Origin of the sequence: Bradyrhizobium sp. CCBAU 51753 (genome assembly GCF_015291565.1) — a bacterium.
Lineage (GTDB): Bacteria > Pseudomonadota > Alphaproteobacteria > Rhizobiales > Xanthobacteraceae > Bradyrhizobium > Bradyrhizobium ivorense.
The window spans coordinates 848,129-863,284 of sequence record NZ_CP030037.1; the positions used below are offsets into that span (position 1 = coordinate 848,129).

The 15,156-nt window shown below is 64.9% G+C and carries 13 protein-coding genes; 6 read left to right on the forward strand and 7 right to left on the reverse strand.

Annotated features, from left to right (window positions below; genetic code table 11):
- Positions 1-14: 14 nt before the first annotated feature.
- From XH93_RS03895 to XH93_RS03920, 6 genes are all read right to left on the reverse strand, one after another.
- On the reverse strand, positions 15-1,127 hold the full coding sequence (locus tag XH93_RS03895; RefSeq protein ID WP_194472489.1) for a hypothetical protein: 1,113 nt from the start codon (positions 1,125-1,127) through the stop codon (positions 15-17).
- Positions 1,127-1,783: a 5-bromo-4-chloroindolyl phosphate hydrolysis family protein gene (locus XH93_RS03900; RefSeq protein WP_194472490.1), complete on the reverse strand. Its 657-nt coding sequence runs from the start codon at positions 1,781-1,783 to the stop codon at positions 1,127-1,129. Before XH93_RS03900 ends, XH93_RS03895 begins: the two co-directional genes overlap by 1 nt.
- Positions 1,784-3,370 carry a substrate-binding domain-containing protein gene (locus XH93_RS03905; protein ID WP_194472492.1) on the reverse strand — a complete coding sequence of 529 codons (1,587 nt, stop codon included), beginning with the start codon at positions 3,368-3,370 and terminating at the stop codon, positions 1,784-1,786.
- Positions 3,367-4,425 (reverse strand): toxic anion resistance protein, encoded by a 1,059-nt coding sequence (locus XH93_RS03910; RefSeq protein WP_194472494.1) that lies wholly within the window; start codon positions 4,423-4,425, stop codon positions 3,367-3,369. Before XH93_RS03910 ends, XH93_RS03905 begins: the two co-directional genes overlap by 4 nt.
- A gap of 182 nt (positions 4,426-4,607) precedes the next feature.
- A complete protein-coding gene (locus XH93_RS03915) occupies positions 4,608-6,128 on the reverse strand; it encodes a permease (protein ID WP_194472496.1) in 1,521 nt (506 codons plus the stop codon).
- A complete protein-coding gene (locus XH93_RS03920) occupies positions 6,125-6,877 on the reverse strand; it encodes an ABC transporter ATP-binding protein (protein ID WP_194472498.1) in 753 nt (250 codons plus the stop codon). Before XH93_RS03920 ends, XH93_RS03915 begins: the two co-directional genes overlap by 4 nt.
- Before the next feature lie 295 nt (positions 6,878-7,172).
- Between XH93_RS03920 and XH93_RS03925 the strand changes: the two genes are divergently transcribed.
- The 6 genes from XH93_RS03925 (at position 7,173) to XH93_RS03950 (ending at position 14,196) form a co-directional block, all read left to right on the forward strand.
- The gene (locus tag XH93_RS03925; protein WP_194472500.1) at positions 7,173-8,048 is read left to right on the forward strand and encodes a branched-chain amino acid ABC transporter permease; all 876 of its coding nucleotides are present in this window, start codon (positions 7,173-7,175) and stop codon (positions 8,046-8,048) included.
- Positions 8,049-8,050: 2 nt separating this feature from the next.
- Positions 8,051-9,202: a branched-chain amino acid ABC transporter permease gene (locus XH93_RS03930; RefSeq protein ID WP_194472502.1), complete on the forward strand. Its 1,152-nt coding sequence runs from the start codon at positions 8,051-8,053 to the stop codon at positions 9,200-9,202.
- On the forward strand, positions 9,199-9,957 hold the full coding sequence (locus tag XH93_RS03935) for an ABC transporter ATP-binding protein (protein ID WP_194472504.1): 759 nt from the start codon (positions 9,199-9,201) through the stop codon (positions 9,955-9,957). Before XH93_RS03930 ends, XH93_RS03935 begins: the two co-directional genes overlap by 4 nt.
- 10 nt (positions 9,958-9,967) lie before the next feature.
- On the forward strand, positions 9,968-10,747 hold the full coding sequence (locus tag XH93_RS03940) for an ABC transporter ATP-binding protein (RefSeq protein WP_194472506.1): 780 nt from the start codon (positions 9,968-9,970) through the stop codon (positions 10,745-10,747).
- Positions 10,748-10,979: 232 nt separating this feature from the next.
- Positions 10,980-12,818: a long-chain fatty acid--CoA ligase gene (locus XH93_RS03945; protein ID WP_194472507.1), complete on the forward strand. Its 1,839-nt coding sequence runs from the start codon at positions 10,980-10,982 to the stop codon at positions 12,816-12,818.
- Positions 12,819-12,996: 178 nt separating this feature from the next.
- Entirely contained in the window at positions 12,997-14,196 is a 1,200-nt protein-coding gene (locus tag XH93_RS03950; protein WP_194472509.1) for an ABC transporter substrate-binding protein, read from the forward strand.
- Between the two features lie 200 nt (positions 14,197-14,396).
- Here the strand turns inward: XH93_RS03950 and XH93_RS03955 are convergent, their stop codons facing one another.
- Positions 14,397-15,149, reverse strand: a complete 753-nt coding sequence (locus XH93_RS03955; protein WP_194472511.1) for a transglutaminase-like cysteine peptidase — start codon at positions 15,147-15,149, stop codon at positions 14,397-14,399.
- Positions 15,150-15,156: the final 7 nt, after the last annotated feature.

Genomic DNA, 15,156 nt, shown 5'->3' on the forward strand with positions numbered 1-15,156 from the left:
TCCCGCGCCGCCGCTCAGGCGGTCGAGAGCCGGTCGAGCAGCGCAAGCATGACGGGCGCGTCGGGGATCGGCAGCACGGCATCGATCCGTTCGATCAGGCGCGACTGCAACAGGCTGTTGCGCGCCTTGCCGATGGTGCCGAGCGGACCGCGAAAACCGTGCTCCTCCCAGGCGAGCTCCAGCAGGCTTTCGCTGATCAGCGCATCGATCAACTCGTCGGCGCTGCGATCGACGCTGATTAAGGGGTGGGCGGAGAAGGCGGTCGGCTTGGGGTAGAGGATCACCGGTTTTGAGGGTGCATTGGCCTCGACCCGCTTCCAGCGATCGGCATCCTGCAGCACCCACTCGATCAACTGGTTCTCGTAGCCGACGATCAGCGGCTGGGCGCCGGCGCCGCCGGCGATGTAATCGTCGAACAGTTTTCCCGACGACGGCGGCTTGTAGCCCATGCGGCGGAACACGGTCGCAACGTCGCCGTCGATCTTGCCGAGCGAGTCGAGCGCGATCACGTCGCCGCTCAACAGGCTTGCGGTCAGGCCCGCGAACATGAAGCCGGAATTCGACTTGTTGGGATCGGTCGAGACCACGCGGGCGCGGCCGAACAGGCCGCTCACGCCGATCGCTTCCCAGCTCTCGCCGGCGATGATCGCCTTCAGCACCTTGAGCAGGTCGACCGTGTAGCGCGGGCCGCCGGCGGGCTCGGCGAAGCCGGCCTTGACCAGGCCGTCGGCGATGCGGTCCCAGGAATACAGCACGATCGGCGAATTGAAGATCACCTGGTCGCGCGAGATCTTCACGCCGGAGCTGCGCGCGACATCGACCAGCACGGAGGAGGACGGCCACAGAAATTGCGGCTTCTGGTCGAGCAGCGTGCGCTCGCGCACCATTTCCACCGAGCCGGCGCGGCGCGCGTCGAGGATCAGTCCGAACCGGCGCTCCAGCACGCTGCGCACGCGCGCATTGGCGAGAAAGCCTTCCTTCTCGCCGCCGGCAAATCCAAACAGCCGCTTCGGCTCGCCGAACCGGCCCGCGATCTCCGGATGCTGCCGCAGATAGACATAGCCGCCGGTGCCGGCGGCGCTCGCGGCCAAAAGTCCAATGCCAAAAGCCCGACGGGAAATGGCCATCAGGCTCTCCTCTTGCTCGGATCCGACGGTGCAGGAAGGGCCGAGGTCCCGAGATCCTCATCGAGCGAGCTCTTCAACAGTTTCAGCTCGATGTCGAGATTGTCGAGGTCGGCCTCCTGCAGGTTGGTTGCATAATGCGTGAAGGCGGTGTCGAGGCGGTCGATCAGATCGCTGGTCGAGACCAGCCGCGTGGTGTCGCGGTTGCCGCTCTTCTCGAGCACGGCATAGGCCTCGGCGAGATCGGCCGCGCGCGGCAAGTAATAGGTCAGGAAGCGGCGCACCCGGTCGACGCGCAGCGGGTCTTCCTCGATGCCGGCGAAGATCTCGCGCGAGGTCCGCGCCAGATGGCGGACGCGCTCGGCGACCTTCTTGGTCTGGATCGTGCTGACCGCGACCTCGAGCCGGATCGCCAGCGGCTCGGCGCCAGTCAGGAGCTCGCGCGCGAACTCGATCTTGCCGCGCGCCGCGCCGCTGTTGTCGAGCCCCTCGAACATTTTGCGCGGCGCGAGCAGTGCCACCACGCCGCCGCCGGCGACGACGCTGATCAGACCGGCGGCCCAGAACGGCATACCGACGCCGACCGCGAGCAGCGGCAACAGCACGGCGGCGCCGGCGCCGCCCGCGATCCAGTTCATGCCTGACCACGCCGATGGCATTCAGTTGTATCCCCGCACGGCACGAAACGCCTGGGTCAGGCTCTTGGTGCCGTCAAACACCCGGCCGCCGGTAAGGGTCGCCAGATTGTCGAGCTGGCTGCGGTCGGCGCTGTCGCCGAAGGTCACGCCGAACACCGGCACCCGGTGCCCGTCCGACCGCCATGGCATCTCGAAGGTCGACATGGCGCCCTGGCTCTTGCCGTCGGTCATGATGACAATAGCAGGCAGGTGTTGCTCACGGTCAAGAAACGGTTTCATGGCGGCCAGCGCCCGCGCGGCGCAAGTGTAGAAGTCGGTTCCGCCATCGGCGCGCAGCTTCAGCGTCTTGCCCAGCAGATCGGCCTGCGCGGCATCGTCGCCGCCGGCGGTCGCCGTCCACAGCACGTGGTCGCTGAACGGCAGCACGATGATCTGATCCTCCCGCGACCACTGCACCAGCACCTCGCGGGTCCGCGCCGGCGTGAACAGGAACCGCATTGCATCGAGCAATTGGGATTCGCCGTTGCCCTGCATGCTGCCGGAGACGTCGAGGCACAGCGCGGTCAGCGACGGCCGCCGCAAGGCTTCCTGATAAAGCGCCAGCGCTTTCTGGATCACGGCGGGTTCCGGCGGCCGCACCACCGTGAGCGGACGGCCGGGATCGAGATTGGTGGCCGGGTCGGCCTTGAGCGGGGCCGCGCGTCCGAGCTCGACGCGACGCCCGGTCGCTGCGATCCGCGCCTGGGTTTCGTTCTTGAGCAGGAAGGCCTGCAGGTCGTTGAAGAAGGCCTCGACCTCCTTGCCGCGGCCGCGATCGACAAAGCCGAGCGGAGAATCGCCGACCGAGACGCCGTCCTCGGGATAGATCGCGTAAAGCGGCTCCTGGTGATTGGCGATCAGCTTGTCGTTGGTCTCCTTGATCACCGCCTCGTAGTTCCACATCGCGTCGTACTTGGCGCCGGTCCGCTCGCCTTCGCGATAGAGATCGGCGAGCCAGCCGCTGGAGCCCGACGAACGCTGCACGCCGCGCAAGAGTCCGCGCACCGTCGCGAGCACCTCGGGCTTGTCGAGGTCGCCGGATTCGATCAGATCGGGCTTGCCGATGCCCGCCGCGAGCATCGCAAGATAGGCGGCGGCGCCGGAGTTCGACTGCGTCGCCGACGTCATCAGGAAGCGCAGCTTGCCGCTTTCCACCGCGCCGAGGATGTCCTTGGTCTTCACCTTGGCGCCGATCCAGCCCAGCGCCTGCGCTTCCGAGCGCCGCACGCCGAGGATCACCGGCATCTGCGCGATCGACTTCACCGACTTGACCCGCCGTGCGGTGTCGTACATGTCGATCCAGATCGACGCCGCCGGCCAGACCGCGTCGGCGTCGGGATCGCCGCCGGGCTTGAGCGCCAGTGCGATATCCAGCGAGCCCTGGTAGCGCACCGTGCAGGTCGCTTGGCGCGACGCGCAGAACTCCTGCACCATCGGCGCCAGCACGTCGTTCTCGGAGCCGGACAGGATGGTGAATTGCGGACCCGGCGCCGAACAGGCGGCGAGACCGAGCGCGAGCAACAGGCCGGCCACGAACTTCGCAGCGGACCTTGGGGCGGCGAAGCTCATGTGGGCGACTTGGACAGCGCGGTTTTGAGCTGGTCGGTCAGTTGCGCCATCCGCTGCTCGATCTCGGCGCGCTTCTTGCGGCCCTCTTCCTGGACGTTGAGCACGCCCGAGATCGTGTCGAGCAGATCGCGATTGGTCTTTTCCAAGGTTTCGATATCGACAATGCCGCGTTGCGACTGCTTCTCGATGTCGATCGCCTGCGTCTTCATCATTTCCGACGCCTGCCGCATCATCTCGTTGGTCGCGTCGGTGACCGTCTTCTGCAGGTCGAGCGCCGATTTCTGCCTGGACAGGCCGAGCAGCAGGATCATCTTCTGCTTCCACACCGGGATGGTGAGCTCGGTCGTAGCCTGCAGGTTCTCGATCAAGGTCTCGTCGCCGGACTGCACGATGCGGATCTGCGGCAATTGCTGGATGCCGATCTGGCGCGCCTGCTGCAAATAGAAGATGCGCTTCTCGAGCCGGTCGAGCGCCTGCGCGGCGTCCTGGAAGGTCTGGGCCGCCAGCAACGCGTCGCTGCCTTGGCCGGCCGCCTTCGCGGCCTGCTCCAGCTCGACCAGCTTGCCGCGGCGGAAATCCTCGACGAAGGCCTTGCCGGCCGCGATATGGGAATCGAGGTCGACCAGCGAGTCCTTGGTCTGCTCATGCAGCTCGTCCAGCACCGCGATGTCGCGGCGCAGGGTTTCCTTGTTGCGGTCGAGCTCGACGCAGACCCGGTCGATCTGCGAGGAGACGGTGCCGAACTGCTCGGTGAAGCGGCGCAGCCGCGCCTCCATCGAGGAGAACAGGCGGGTGAGGAAGTTGCCATCCTTGAGCGCGGCCGGATCGAGGTTGCGCGCCTTGGCGAGGATGTCCGACAGCAGCTTGCCGGTGGTGCCGAGCTCGCGGTTCTGGGTCTGGGCGAGGATGCGGTCGGCGAACTCGACCACGGAGCGCTGGGCGCGATCGCCGAAGGTGACGATGCGCGAGCGGTCGGCGATGTCGATCTCCGACCTGATACGCGCGACTGCGGACGCATCGACCACCACCGCCGGGACATTGATGGTTTCGCTCATCCGCTTCCTCTCCTGTGCTTTTTGCCCTCGGGCAAGACATGGTATCGGGTCAAGACCCCAGCAAGATAACGATCGCACTCGAACGATTCGATGACAGCGCAGGGGCTGTCCCTGTTATCCAAGTCGCGGGAAATCCGTTTCTGGTTCAACGGGATAGAGAATATCTCTGACGTTGAGCCGGCTCATCCCCGCCGCGGGCTGAGCTTCCAGGCGGCGCCGAGCGTCACCAGCGTCAGAATGCCGCTGACGATCGCGGCAAGGGGGATCGTCAGGACCAGCGCCGCGGTGGCGGCCCAGCCGATCGAGCAGAACGCCTCGGCGAAGGTGGCGACCCGCGACGAGGTCTGGCGCCGGCGGAATTGGCTGCGTTTTGCCTGTGCGCGAAACCAGAGCTGAATCGCGGCGGCTGACGCGGTCGCGATGATGACTGCCGTTGTGGTGACCGCGGCCTGCGCGAGCGAGGCAAACGCTAGCGCGATGATCATCGGCGCGAACACGGCGGTGATCGCAATCAAGACCACCTCGATCTTGGCACGGATCACCCGCGACGGCGGCAGCGGCGCAGTCGCCACCAGATCGTGGGCGTCCTCGCCCGAAATCGTCAGCCAGGCGAGCCCGCCGGCGAGCTGGCCTGCGGCCATCACCACGACCGGCGTGATCAGGATGATCGCAGTCGAAGAGTCGGAGAAGCTGCGCCACAGCATCAAGGCCGGCGGCACCAGATAGAGCATCTGCATCAGGCTCTGCGACAGCAGCCAGGGATCGCGGCGCAGCAGCAGAAATTCCTTCCGGCGCAGCGCGTGCTGGCGTGACCCGACGCGGAAGCTGCGGGAGCGCCCGCGCGTGGTGACGGCCGGATTGGCCGCCACGCTTGCGACCGTGTCGGCGAAGCGCGGCGCGAACACCGCCATGACGACGCCGAGCATCACGAGCCCGCCGGCGATCAGCAGCATCGTCATGCCGACATCGCCCAGTGCGGCGCGGGCCGGCCACCACACGATATTGTCGGGGCCGGGAGCAATGCGCGCCGCGGTGTCGGAGCTGAGGAACGCAAAGCGCGATAGCGTGCCGTAGGACAACACGGCGACGACCTGCAGCCCGATGACGAAGCCGGCGCCGATGATGGCGGAGACGATCTGCGCCACCAGCCGCGTCCGGCTCGGCCCGATCAGGCGGAACAGCCACACGGTGACGGCGATCGCGGTGGCGGTCGCCGACAGCCCGATCGCGATGACGACGCCGAAGCCGGCGAGCCAGTGCGCGCCGCCGAGATATGCCAGCACGTCGATGAAGGGCACCGACAGCAGCAGCGCCATGCTGCTCACCGTCAGCGCGATCGCGGCGATGCGCACCGAGAAAATGTTGGTGAGCTTGGCGGGCGACGACATGATCAGGTCGAGATCGGCGCGGGCATAGAACACGCGCGTCACCGATTCGATCGCCTGCGACAGCATCAGGGCCCACGACAGGAAGATGGTTCCGCTCAGCACGATCAGCGCCGACGGATCGAGCGGAAATTGCAGCTCGGCGAAGCGGCCGACCACGGCATAGGCCGGCAAGTGCAGGATCGCGGCGAAGACGATCAAGCCGATGACCGCGCGGTTGCGGCGGCGCCGGCCGCCGGTCATCATCGCCAGACATTCGCGCCAGGCGAGGCGGAATTCGTGGCGGGCGAACCAGCCGATGTGGGCGGCCGAGCTCACGCAGCCGCCGCTTCGGTATCAACCAGCGCGATGAACATGTCTTCCAGGCTGGTGTCGTTGCGGCCGTTCTGCTGGCGCAATTCGGCCAGCGTGCCCTCTGCGATGAGACGTCCGGCCGCGATCACGCCGATCCGGTCGGCCATGCGCTCGGCGACCTCGAGAATATGGGTGGTCATGATCACGGTGCAGCCGGCGCGCACGCGTTGCTGCAGCAGTCCCTTGACGTGGCGGGCCGACAGCGCGTCGAGGCCGGTCAGCGGCTCGTCGAGAATGATCAGGCGGGGATCGTGCACCAGCGCGCCGGCCAACGCCACCTTCTGGCGCATGCCCTTGGAAAAGCCTTCGCAGCGTTCGTTGAGGTGCGCCTCGAGCCCGAGCGAAACCAAGAGGTCGCGCGCCGAGGTTTCCGATTGCCTGGGATCGATGCCCCACAGGCCGGCGACGAATTCGAGATATTCCAGCGGCGTCAGCTTGTCATAGATCATCGGCTCGTCCGACACCCAGGCCATGATCTGCTTGGCGGCGACCGGATCGGACAGCGCATCGATGCCGAGGATCGACACCGTGCCGGCATCGGGCCGCAACAGCCCCGCCACCATGCGCAGCGTCGTGGTTTTGCCGGCGCCGTTCGGCCCGAGCAGCGCGTAAAACTCGCCGACACGCACGGTGAGATCGAGCGCATCGACCGCAGGGCGGTCAAAACGCTTCGTTAACCCTCGCACGGCGAGTGCGGACAGTTCTGATGTCATGATTGGCGGCGATCCCGGACTTCGCTCATCGGTTGCGCACCTTGGAGAAAAACCGTTTCGGCGCGGTGAATCGTGGCAGGCAAATCGCGTGCGATACCCGTAATAGTCCGTACTGCGGCATTTCTCCGCAAATGTAATGATGCCAATACGGCCAGCGGTTTGTTGACAGGAACCGGGCCTTTTGGCTCAATCCCGGCAAGGGACATACGGCTTTCAGCGCTTGCGACACAAGGGCGCGAAGGCGGGATGCTCCAGGCGATCGGGAAGAATCGCCGGGGCATCGGGGAGGGAAACGATGCTGGACTTCGTTCAGCAGCTCGTCAGCGGCATCGCGCTCGGCTGCGTTTACGGCCTGATCGCGCTCGGCTTCGTGCTGGTCTACAAGGCAACCGAGGTCGTCAATTTCGCCCAAGGCGATTTGATGATGCTCGGCGGCTTCTTCGCCTTCACCTTCATCGGCATCCTCGGGCTGAATTACTGGATCGGCTTTGCCGGCGCCGTGATCTGCATGGCGCTGTTCGGCATGCTGGCCGAGCGGCTAGTGGTGCGGCCGATCCTCGGCTATCCGCAATTCTCCATCATCATGGCGACCATCGGGCTCGGCTATTTCCTGCGCTCGGTCTCCGGCATGATCTGGGGCACCGACGATTTCAAGATCGAGACGCCGTTCAGCCAGGGCGTGCTGCGGATCGGTAGTCTGGTGCTGGCCTATGACAAGCTGTCGGTGATCGCCGCGACCGTCATTCTGTGCGCCCTGCTCTATCTGTTCTTCAACCGGACCACGCTCGGCACTGCGATGCGTGCGAGTTCCGAGAACATGCTGGCTGCCTATTACATGGGCATTCCGGTCAAGCGCGTGGTGTCGATCGTCTGGGCGATCTCGGCGGCGGTCGCGACCTGCGCCGGCGTGCTGCTGGCGCCGATCACCTTCATCCACTCCAATGTCGGACTGGTGCTCGGGCTGAAGGCGTTTCCCGCCGCGGTGCTCGGCGGCTTCGGATCGATCCCCGGCGCCGTGGTCGGCGGCGTCCTGATCGGCGTGATCGAGAGCATGGCCGGCTTCTATCTGCCGCAGGGCTGGAAGGACGTCGCGCCGTACCTCGTGCTGCTCGCGGTGCTCTTGCTGAAGCCCGAGGGCCTGTTCGGCCTCCACGTGCGCAAGAAAGTCTGAGCATGCGATTCCTCTTCAAGACCGACTACGAGGACGACATCAAGCTGTTCCCGCATTCGGGCTACGTCTGGTCCTACGGCCTGCTGCTCGCGGTGCTGCTGATCGCGCCGTATTTGCTGTCCAGCTATCTGATGAGCCAGCTCGTCTTCGTCTGCATCTATGCGACCGTTGGCGTCGGGCTGTTGATCCTGACCGGTTTTACCGGGCAGGCCTCGCTTGGCCACGCCGCGTTCCTGGCGATCGGCGCCTACACCGCGGCCTATCTGCAGCAATTCAACGTGCCGTTTCCGGTCTACTTCCTCGCGGCGGGGCTCTTGACCGGCGTGGTCGGCGCGCTGGTCGGCTTTCCGGCGCTGCGGCTGCAGGGCATCTATCTCGTCATCGCGACGATTTCCTTTGCCTTCATCGTCGAGGAGATTCTAGCTCGCTGGGAGAGCGTGACCCATGGCAACGAGGGCATGCGGGTCAAGACTATCGAGTTGCTCGGCACCACGGTGTCGCGCGATGGTCCGACCTTCTATTACCTCTGTCTCGCGGTTCTGGTCCTGACCATCGTAGGCACGCTCAATCTGCTGCGCTCGCCGACCGGCCGCGCCTTTGTCGCGATCCGCGACAGCGAGACCGCGGCGCGCAGCATGGGCATCAATGTCGCACTCTACAAGGTGAAGTCGTTCGCGATCTCGGCGGCGATCACCGGCTTTGCCGGGGTGCTGTTCGCGCACAAGCTCTCCTTCATCTCGCCGGAGATGTTCACGCTGCAGCTCTCGATCGAGTTCATCATCGTGATCCTGATCGGCGGCACCTTCAGCCTGCATGGCGCGGTGCTCGGCGCGATCTTCCTGGTCATGATCGATCCGTTCCTCACCTATCTGAAGGACGACATGCCCGGCGTGATCGCCGGCGTTGCCGCGACGCTGGGCGCCGGCACGGAGCGTGCCGGCCATATCCAGGATGCGGTCGCCGCCTTCGCCTCCGCCAACGGATTGAAGGGCGCGATCTACGGCGTCATCATCGTGTTGTTCGTGCTCTTTGAGCCTTTGGGGCTTTATGGCCGCTGGCTCAAGATCAAGCTCTTCTTCCAGCTGTTCCCGCTGTACAAGCGCGCGACCTTCAAGCGGCAGAAGATCTATGTGAAATCGGAGCGGAACAGATGAGCTATTTCCGCGCCGAGAACCTGTCCCTGCATTTCGGCGGCCTGAAAGCGGTCGATGCCGTCAGCTTCGCGGTCGAGAAGGGCGAGATCCTCTCGATCATCGGGCCCAACGGCGCCGGCAAGAGCTCGATCTTCAACCTGATCTCGCGGATCTATCCGCCGACCTCGGGCCGGATCTTCTTCGAGGATCAGGACATCACCCAAGAGCCCCCTTACGACATCGCAAGGCTCGGCATCGCCCGCACCTTCCAGAACATCGAGCTGTTCGAGAATGCGACCGTGCTGAGCAATCTCCTGGTCGGCCGCCACCGCCATTCCACGACGCAGCTGTGGCAGGAATTGCTGTATTTGCCGAGCGTGCGTGCCAGCGAGAAGCTGCACCGCCGCAGGGTCGAGCAGGTGATCGAATTCCTCGACCTCGAACCCTACCGCGACAAGCTGATCTCGGGCCTGCCCTATGGCGTGCGCAAGGTGATCGAGCTGGCGCGGGCGCTGTGCTCGGAGCCGAAGCTGATCCTGCTCGACGAGCCGTCCTCCGGCCTCAATGTCGAGGAGACCGACGACATGTCGTTCTGGATCCGCGACATGAAGAGCGAGCTCGGCATCACCGTGCTGATGGTCGAGCACGACATGACGCTGGTCAACCGGGTATCCGACCGAGTGATCGCGCTGAACTACGGCCGCGTGCTGGCGATGGGCTCGCCGTCGGAGGTGCAGCACCATCCCGACGTCGTCGCGGCCTATCTGGGTGCATGAGGATGATGCCATGAGCGCACCGGACATCATCCTCAAGCTCAGCAACATCGAGAGCTATTACGGGCCGATCATGGCGATCCGCGGCATCAGCCTCGAAGTGCCGCGCGGCCAAATCGTGACGCTGCTCGGGGCCAACGGCGCCGGGAAGACCACGGTGCTGAAGACGATCTCCGGCATCCTCGACCCGCAGAAGGGCTCGATCGAATTCCTGGGCAAGCCGATCCAGCGCATGGAGGCCGACAAGATCGTGCGGCTGGGCCTGAGCCACGTGCCGGAGGGGCGCGAGGTGTTCCCGTTCCTGTCGGTGCGCGAGAACCTGATGATGGGCGCCTATCCGCGCAAGGACCGCGACGGCGTGGCGCAGGACCTCGAGCGGGTTTACGGCTATTTTCCACGGTTGAAGGAGCGGCTGGACCAGCCGGCCGGGCAGCTCTCCGGCGGCGAGCAGCAGATGCTCGCGATCGGGCGCGCGCTGATGAACCGCCCGACCTTGCTGCTGCTCGACGAGCCGTCGCTGGGCCTGTCGCCGATCCTGGTGAAGGAGATCTTCACTATCATCCGCCGCGTCAACGAGGAGCAGGGCATGTCGATCCTGCTGGTCGAACAGAATGCCAAGATCGCGCTGGAGACGGCGCATTACGGCTATGTGCTGGAAATCGGCCGCGTCGTCATGAACGACACCTGCGAGCGGCTGATGAATTCACCTGACATCCAGGAGTTCTATCTCGGCGCCAAGGAAGCCGGCGCGCGGGGCGAACGGCGCTGGAAAAAGAAGAAGACGTGGCGCTAGAAGACTTGGCGCTAGAAGACCTGACGCTAGAAGACCTGACGCTAGAAGACCTGACGCTAGAAGACCTGGCGCTGGAAGACCTGGCGTTAGCAGATTTGGCGATAGCGCCGCGCCGGGCTGGCGTAGAGGAAGATTGGCGTTGCGAGGGACTTGAAGCTAGATTTCAGGCCGGTTTCGCGAACGAGAGGGCAGCAAGACCCGGCGCGAGGCAAGCGGCAGAGGAGGGACGCGCATGGCAGGACCGGCGGTGCTGACGGTGGCCGATACGATCGCGAGGAGCTTTCTGCTCGCGGTGCAGACGCGTGGCGACAGGCCCGCGATCCGCGAGAAGAAGTTCGGCATCTGGCAGCCGACCAGCTGGCGCGAATGGCTGCAGATTTCAAAGGACATCGCCCACGGCCTGCATGCGACCGGTTTCCGTCCCGGCGACGTCGCCTCGATCATCGCCAACGCGGTGCCGGAATGGGTCTATGCCGACATGGGCATCCTGTGCGCGGGCGGGGTGTCCTCGGGCATCTATCCGACCGACTCGACGGCGCAGGTCGAATATCTCGTCAACGATTCCCGCACCAAAATCGTGTTCGTCGAGGACGAGGAGCAGCTCGACAAGGTGCTGGCCTGCCGGGCGCGCTGTCCGACGCTGGAAAAGATCGTCGTGTTCGACATGGAGGGCCTGAGCGGCTTCTCCGATCCGATGGTGCTGTCGTTTGCCGAGTTCGCGGCGCTCGGCCGCAACCACGCCCATGGCAACGCGGCCTTGTGGGACGAGATGACCGGCAGCCGCACCGCGTCCGACCTTGCGATCCTGGTCTACACCTCGGGCACGACAGGCCCGCCCAAGGGCGCGATGCATTCCAACCGCAGCGTGACGCACCAGATGCGCCACGCCAACGATCTGTTCCCGTCGACCGACAGCGAGGAGCGGCTGGTGTTCCTGCCGCTCTGCCATGTCGCCGAGCGGGTCGGCGGCTACTACATCTCGATCGCGCTGGGTTCGGTGATGAATTTCGCCGAGAGCCCGGAGACCGTGCCCGACAACCTGCGCGAGGTGCAGCCGACCGCGTTCCTCGCGGTGCCCAGGGTTTGGGAGAAGTTCTATTCGGGCATCACCATAGCGCTGAAGGACGCGACCCCGTTCCAGAACTGGATGTATGGCCGCGCGCTCGCGATCGGCAACCGCATGACCGAGTGCCGGCTCGAGGGCGAGACGCCGCCATTGTCGCTGCGGCTCGCCAACCGCGCCGCCTACTGGCTGGTGTTCCGCAATATCCGCCGCATGCTCGGGCTCGACCGCTGCCGGATCGCGCTCACCGGCGCGGCTCCGATCTCGCCCGACCTGATCCGCTGGTATCTCGCGCTCGGCCTCGACATGCGCGAGGTCTATGGCCAGACCGAGAATTGCGGCGTCGCCACCATCATGCCGACGGAGCGGATCAAGCTCGGCTCGGTCGGCAAGGCCGCGCCGTGGGGCGAGGTGATGATCTGCCCCAAGGGCGAGATCCTGATCAAGGGCGACTTCCTGTTCATGGGCTATCTCAATCAGCCGGAGAGAACCGCCGAGACCATCGACGCCAAGGGCTGGCTGCACACCGGCGATGTCGGCACGATCGACAATGAGGGCTATGTCAGGATCACCGACCGGATGAAGGACATCATCATCACATCGGGCGGCAAGAACGTCACTCCGTCGGAGATCGAGAACCAGCTCAAGTTCTCGCCCTACGTCTCGGACGCGGTCGTGATCGGCGACAAGCGGCCCTATCTCACCTGCCTGATCATGATCGACCAGGAGAACGTCGAGAAGTTCGCCCAGGACCACGACATCCCCTTCACCAATTACGCGAGCTTGTGCCGCGCCCGCGAAATCCAGGACCTGATCCAGCGCGAGGTCGAGGCGGTCAACACCAAATTCGCGCGCGTCGAGACCATCAAGAAGTTCTATCTGATCGAGCGCCAGCTCACGCCGGAGGACGAGGAGCTGACGCCGACCATGAAGCTGAAGCGCAGCTTCGTGAACAAGCGCTACGCGGCCGAGATCGACGCCATGTATGGGGCGCGCGCGGTCGCCTAAAGCATGATCCGGACCCGGAGGGCCGCATTAACGCAAAGTGCGCGGCGGTTTTTCGAGAGGATCGTGCTCAAACAAAAGGAGGCGCGATGAATAGCAACATCGCGCTCGCGGAAAACGGCGAAGGCTTGAGAGGGCCCGACCCTTCGCTCAACAAGGGCCACTGAAGGAGGAGACTGCAATGTCGAAATCGCTGAAAGCGCTGGGCCTTGCGGTGAGCGCTCTGGCGCTGACCTGCCTGCCGGCCACTGCCCAGACCAAGGTGACCAATGAGGGCATCTCGCCGACCGAGATCGTGATCGGCACCCATCAGGACCTTTCGGGCCCGATCAAGGTCTGGGGCGTTCCGGTGTCCAACGGCATGAAGATGGCGGTGGAGGAGATCAATGCGAGCGGCGGCATCAACGGCCGCAAGATCAAGATGATCCTGGAAGACAACGGCTATGATCCGAAGAAGGCCGTGCTGGCGTCGCAGAAGATGGTCGAGCGCGACAAGGTCTTCGCGATGATCGGCCCGATGGGCTCGCCGACCGTGCTCGCCGCGCAGGACGTGCTGTTCGACGCCGGCGTGCTGCAGCTGTTCCCGCTCACCGCCGCGGAGTTCACCTTCAAGTTCGATCCCAGCAAGCCGCAGGAGCGGCTCAAGTTCAACAACCTGCTGCCCTATGTCGAGAGCACCCGCGCCGCGCTCAAATACATGATGGATTGGAAGAACTTCAAGAAGCCCTGCATCATGCATCAGGATGACGAGTACGGAAAGAACGTGCTCGACGGCTTCACCCAGCAGCTCACGGCGATGAAGGTGCAGCCGGCTTCGGTCACGAGCTACAAGCGCGGCGCCTCCGATTTCTCGGCGCAGGTCGCCAAGATGAAGGCCGATGGCTGCGATCTGGTCGTGCTCGGCACCGTGATCCGCGAGACCATCGGCGCGATGAGCGAGGCGAAGAAGCTCGGCTGGGACGTGACCTTCCTCGGCGCCACGCCGACCAACGTGCTCGAGGTGCCGGCGCTGGGCAAGGAAGCGGTCGAAGGGCTGTACGCCGCGTCAGGGTTCGAGATTCCCTACGAGGATACGGCCAAGGGCAAGGTGAAGGATTGGCTCACCAACTACAAGAAGATGTTCAACAGCGACGCCAATACCCAGGCGATCATCGGCTACAACGCGGTGATGACCTTTGCCTTCTACGCGCAGAAGGCAGGCAAGGACCTCTCCGGCCAGAAGATGCTCGATGCGCTGGAGTCGGGTGACAAGTTCCTCGACATCTTCAACTCGCCGCCGACCAAGTTCTCCAAGACCGACCACCTCGCCAACACCATCACCCAGGTGCAGCAGGTCAAGGGCGGCCGCTGGGTTCTGGTGAAGGACAATCTGATGTTCTGAGCGATTGGCTCACGGCATCCACGCCGTCATTGCGAGCCAACGGGTCGCGCGAATGCGCCCCCGATGACAGGCTCCGCGAAGCAATCCATCCCGCCACCTGCGGATAGGTGGATTGCTTCCGCCTTCGCCAAGGGCTTCGGCGGACAAGTCGTCGCTTAGCTCCTCGCAATGACGGAGCGTGTCGCGGTCGCCTTTGTCCTTTAATTCACCCGCGCCGGCCGCAGCGCGGCCTCGGCGATAACAGGCGCGGGATCGATGAATTTGCTGACGCCGTGCTGATCGATCACGAAGGTCGGCCGAAGGCTCCGGACGTCGGAATCCTCGATCATCGCCATGCGGCGGTTGTCGAGCGTCAGCCAGTGGCCGTCCAGCCGCGCAGTGACGACGGCGTGATCCTCACCACTGATGACGTCATGCATCACGACGATCCGCAGATCCTCGGGCGCGACGCCGGCCTTGCGCAGCGCGACGAATTTCGCGATCGCATAGTCCTCGCAGTCGCCACTGCCGAGCGCGAAGGTGGCGAGCGGCGAGGTCCAGACGTCGGCCTCGCCATGGAGCGCAAGGTCGCTGCCCGGACGGATCGCGAGGTTGATGGCGCGGTTGATCACGCCCAGCCTGGCGCGGCCGTCACGCGCCCGCCCCGCATCGATGATCGCAAGGAAGCGCAGCGCTTCCGGCGACGCGCACCCTTCGCGGTCGCCGTCGCAGATCGCAAGCTGCACCAGCTCGTCGGCGAGCCGGTGCTGCACGCCGAGCCATTTGTCGTGCAGCCCGCCATCGGCGAGCAGGGCGGTCGGCAGCCCGAACGGCTCGGCCGATTTCCTCATCAGCGCCGCCGGACCAGGCGACAGCAGCGACGCGGCGTTGAGCTCGGTAGCCGTCGCAAGCCACACTGATCCGCAGGCCAGTATGGCAACGCCCAGCGTCCGAAAGTGAACCCAGATTCCCATATGACAC

Bases quoted from the DNA above. Each gene is read 5' to 3' on its own strand.
- XH93_RS03895 (WP_194472489.1), bottom strand. From the start codon at position 1,127: ATGGCCATTTCCCGTCGGGCTTTTGGCATTGGACTTTTGGCCGCGAGC.
- XH93_RS03900 (WP_194472490.1), bottom strand. From the start codon at position 1,783: ATGCCATCGGCGTGGTCAGGCATGAACTGGATCGCGGGCGGCGCCGGC.
- XH93_RS03905 (WP_194472492.1), bottom strand. From the start codon at position 3,370: ATGAGCTTCGCCGCCCCAAGGTCCGCTGCGAAGTTCGTGGCCGGCCTG.
- XH93_RS03910 (WP_194472494.1), bottom strand. From the start codon at position 4,425: ATGAGCGAAACCATCAATGTCCCGGCGGTGGTGGTCGATGCGTCCGCA.
- XH93_RS03920 (WP_194472498.1), bottom strand. From the start codon at position 6,877: ATGACATCAGAACTGTCCGCACTCGCCGTGCGAGGGTTAACGAAGCGT.
- XH93_RS03925 (WP_194472500.1), top strand. From the start codon at position 7,173: ATGCTGGACTTCGTTCAGCAGCTCGTCAGCGGCATCGCGCTCGGCTGC.
- XH93_RS03930 (WP_194472502.1), top strand. From the start codon at position 8,051: ATGCGATTCCTCTTCAAGACCGACTACGAGGACGACATCAAGCTGTTC.
- XH93_RS03935 (WP_194472504.1), top strand. From the start codon at position 9,199: ATGAGCTATTTCCGCGCCGAGAACCTGTCCCTGCATTTCGGCGGCCTG.
- XH93_RS03940 (WP_194472506.1), top strand. From the start codon at position 9,968: ATGAGCGCACCGGACATCATCCTCAAGCTCAGCAACATCGAGAGCTAT.
- XH93_RS03945 (WP_194472507.1), top strand. From the start codon at position 10,980: ATGGCAGGACCGGCGGTGCTGACGGTGGCCGATACGATCGCGAGGAGC.
- XH93_RS03950 (WP_194472509.1), top strand. From the start codon at position 12,997: ATGTCGAAATCGCTGAAAGCGCTGGGCCTTGCGGTGAGCGCTCTGGCG.
- XH93_RS03955 (WP_194472511.1), bottom strand. From the start codon at position 15,149: ATGGGAATCTGGGTTCACTTTCGGACGCTGGGCGTTGCCATACTGGCC.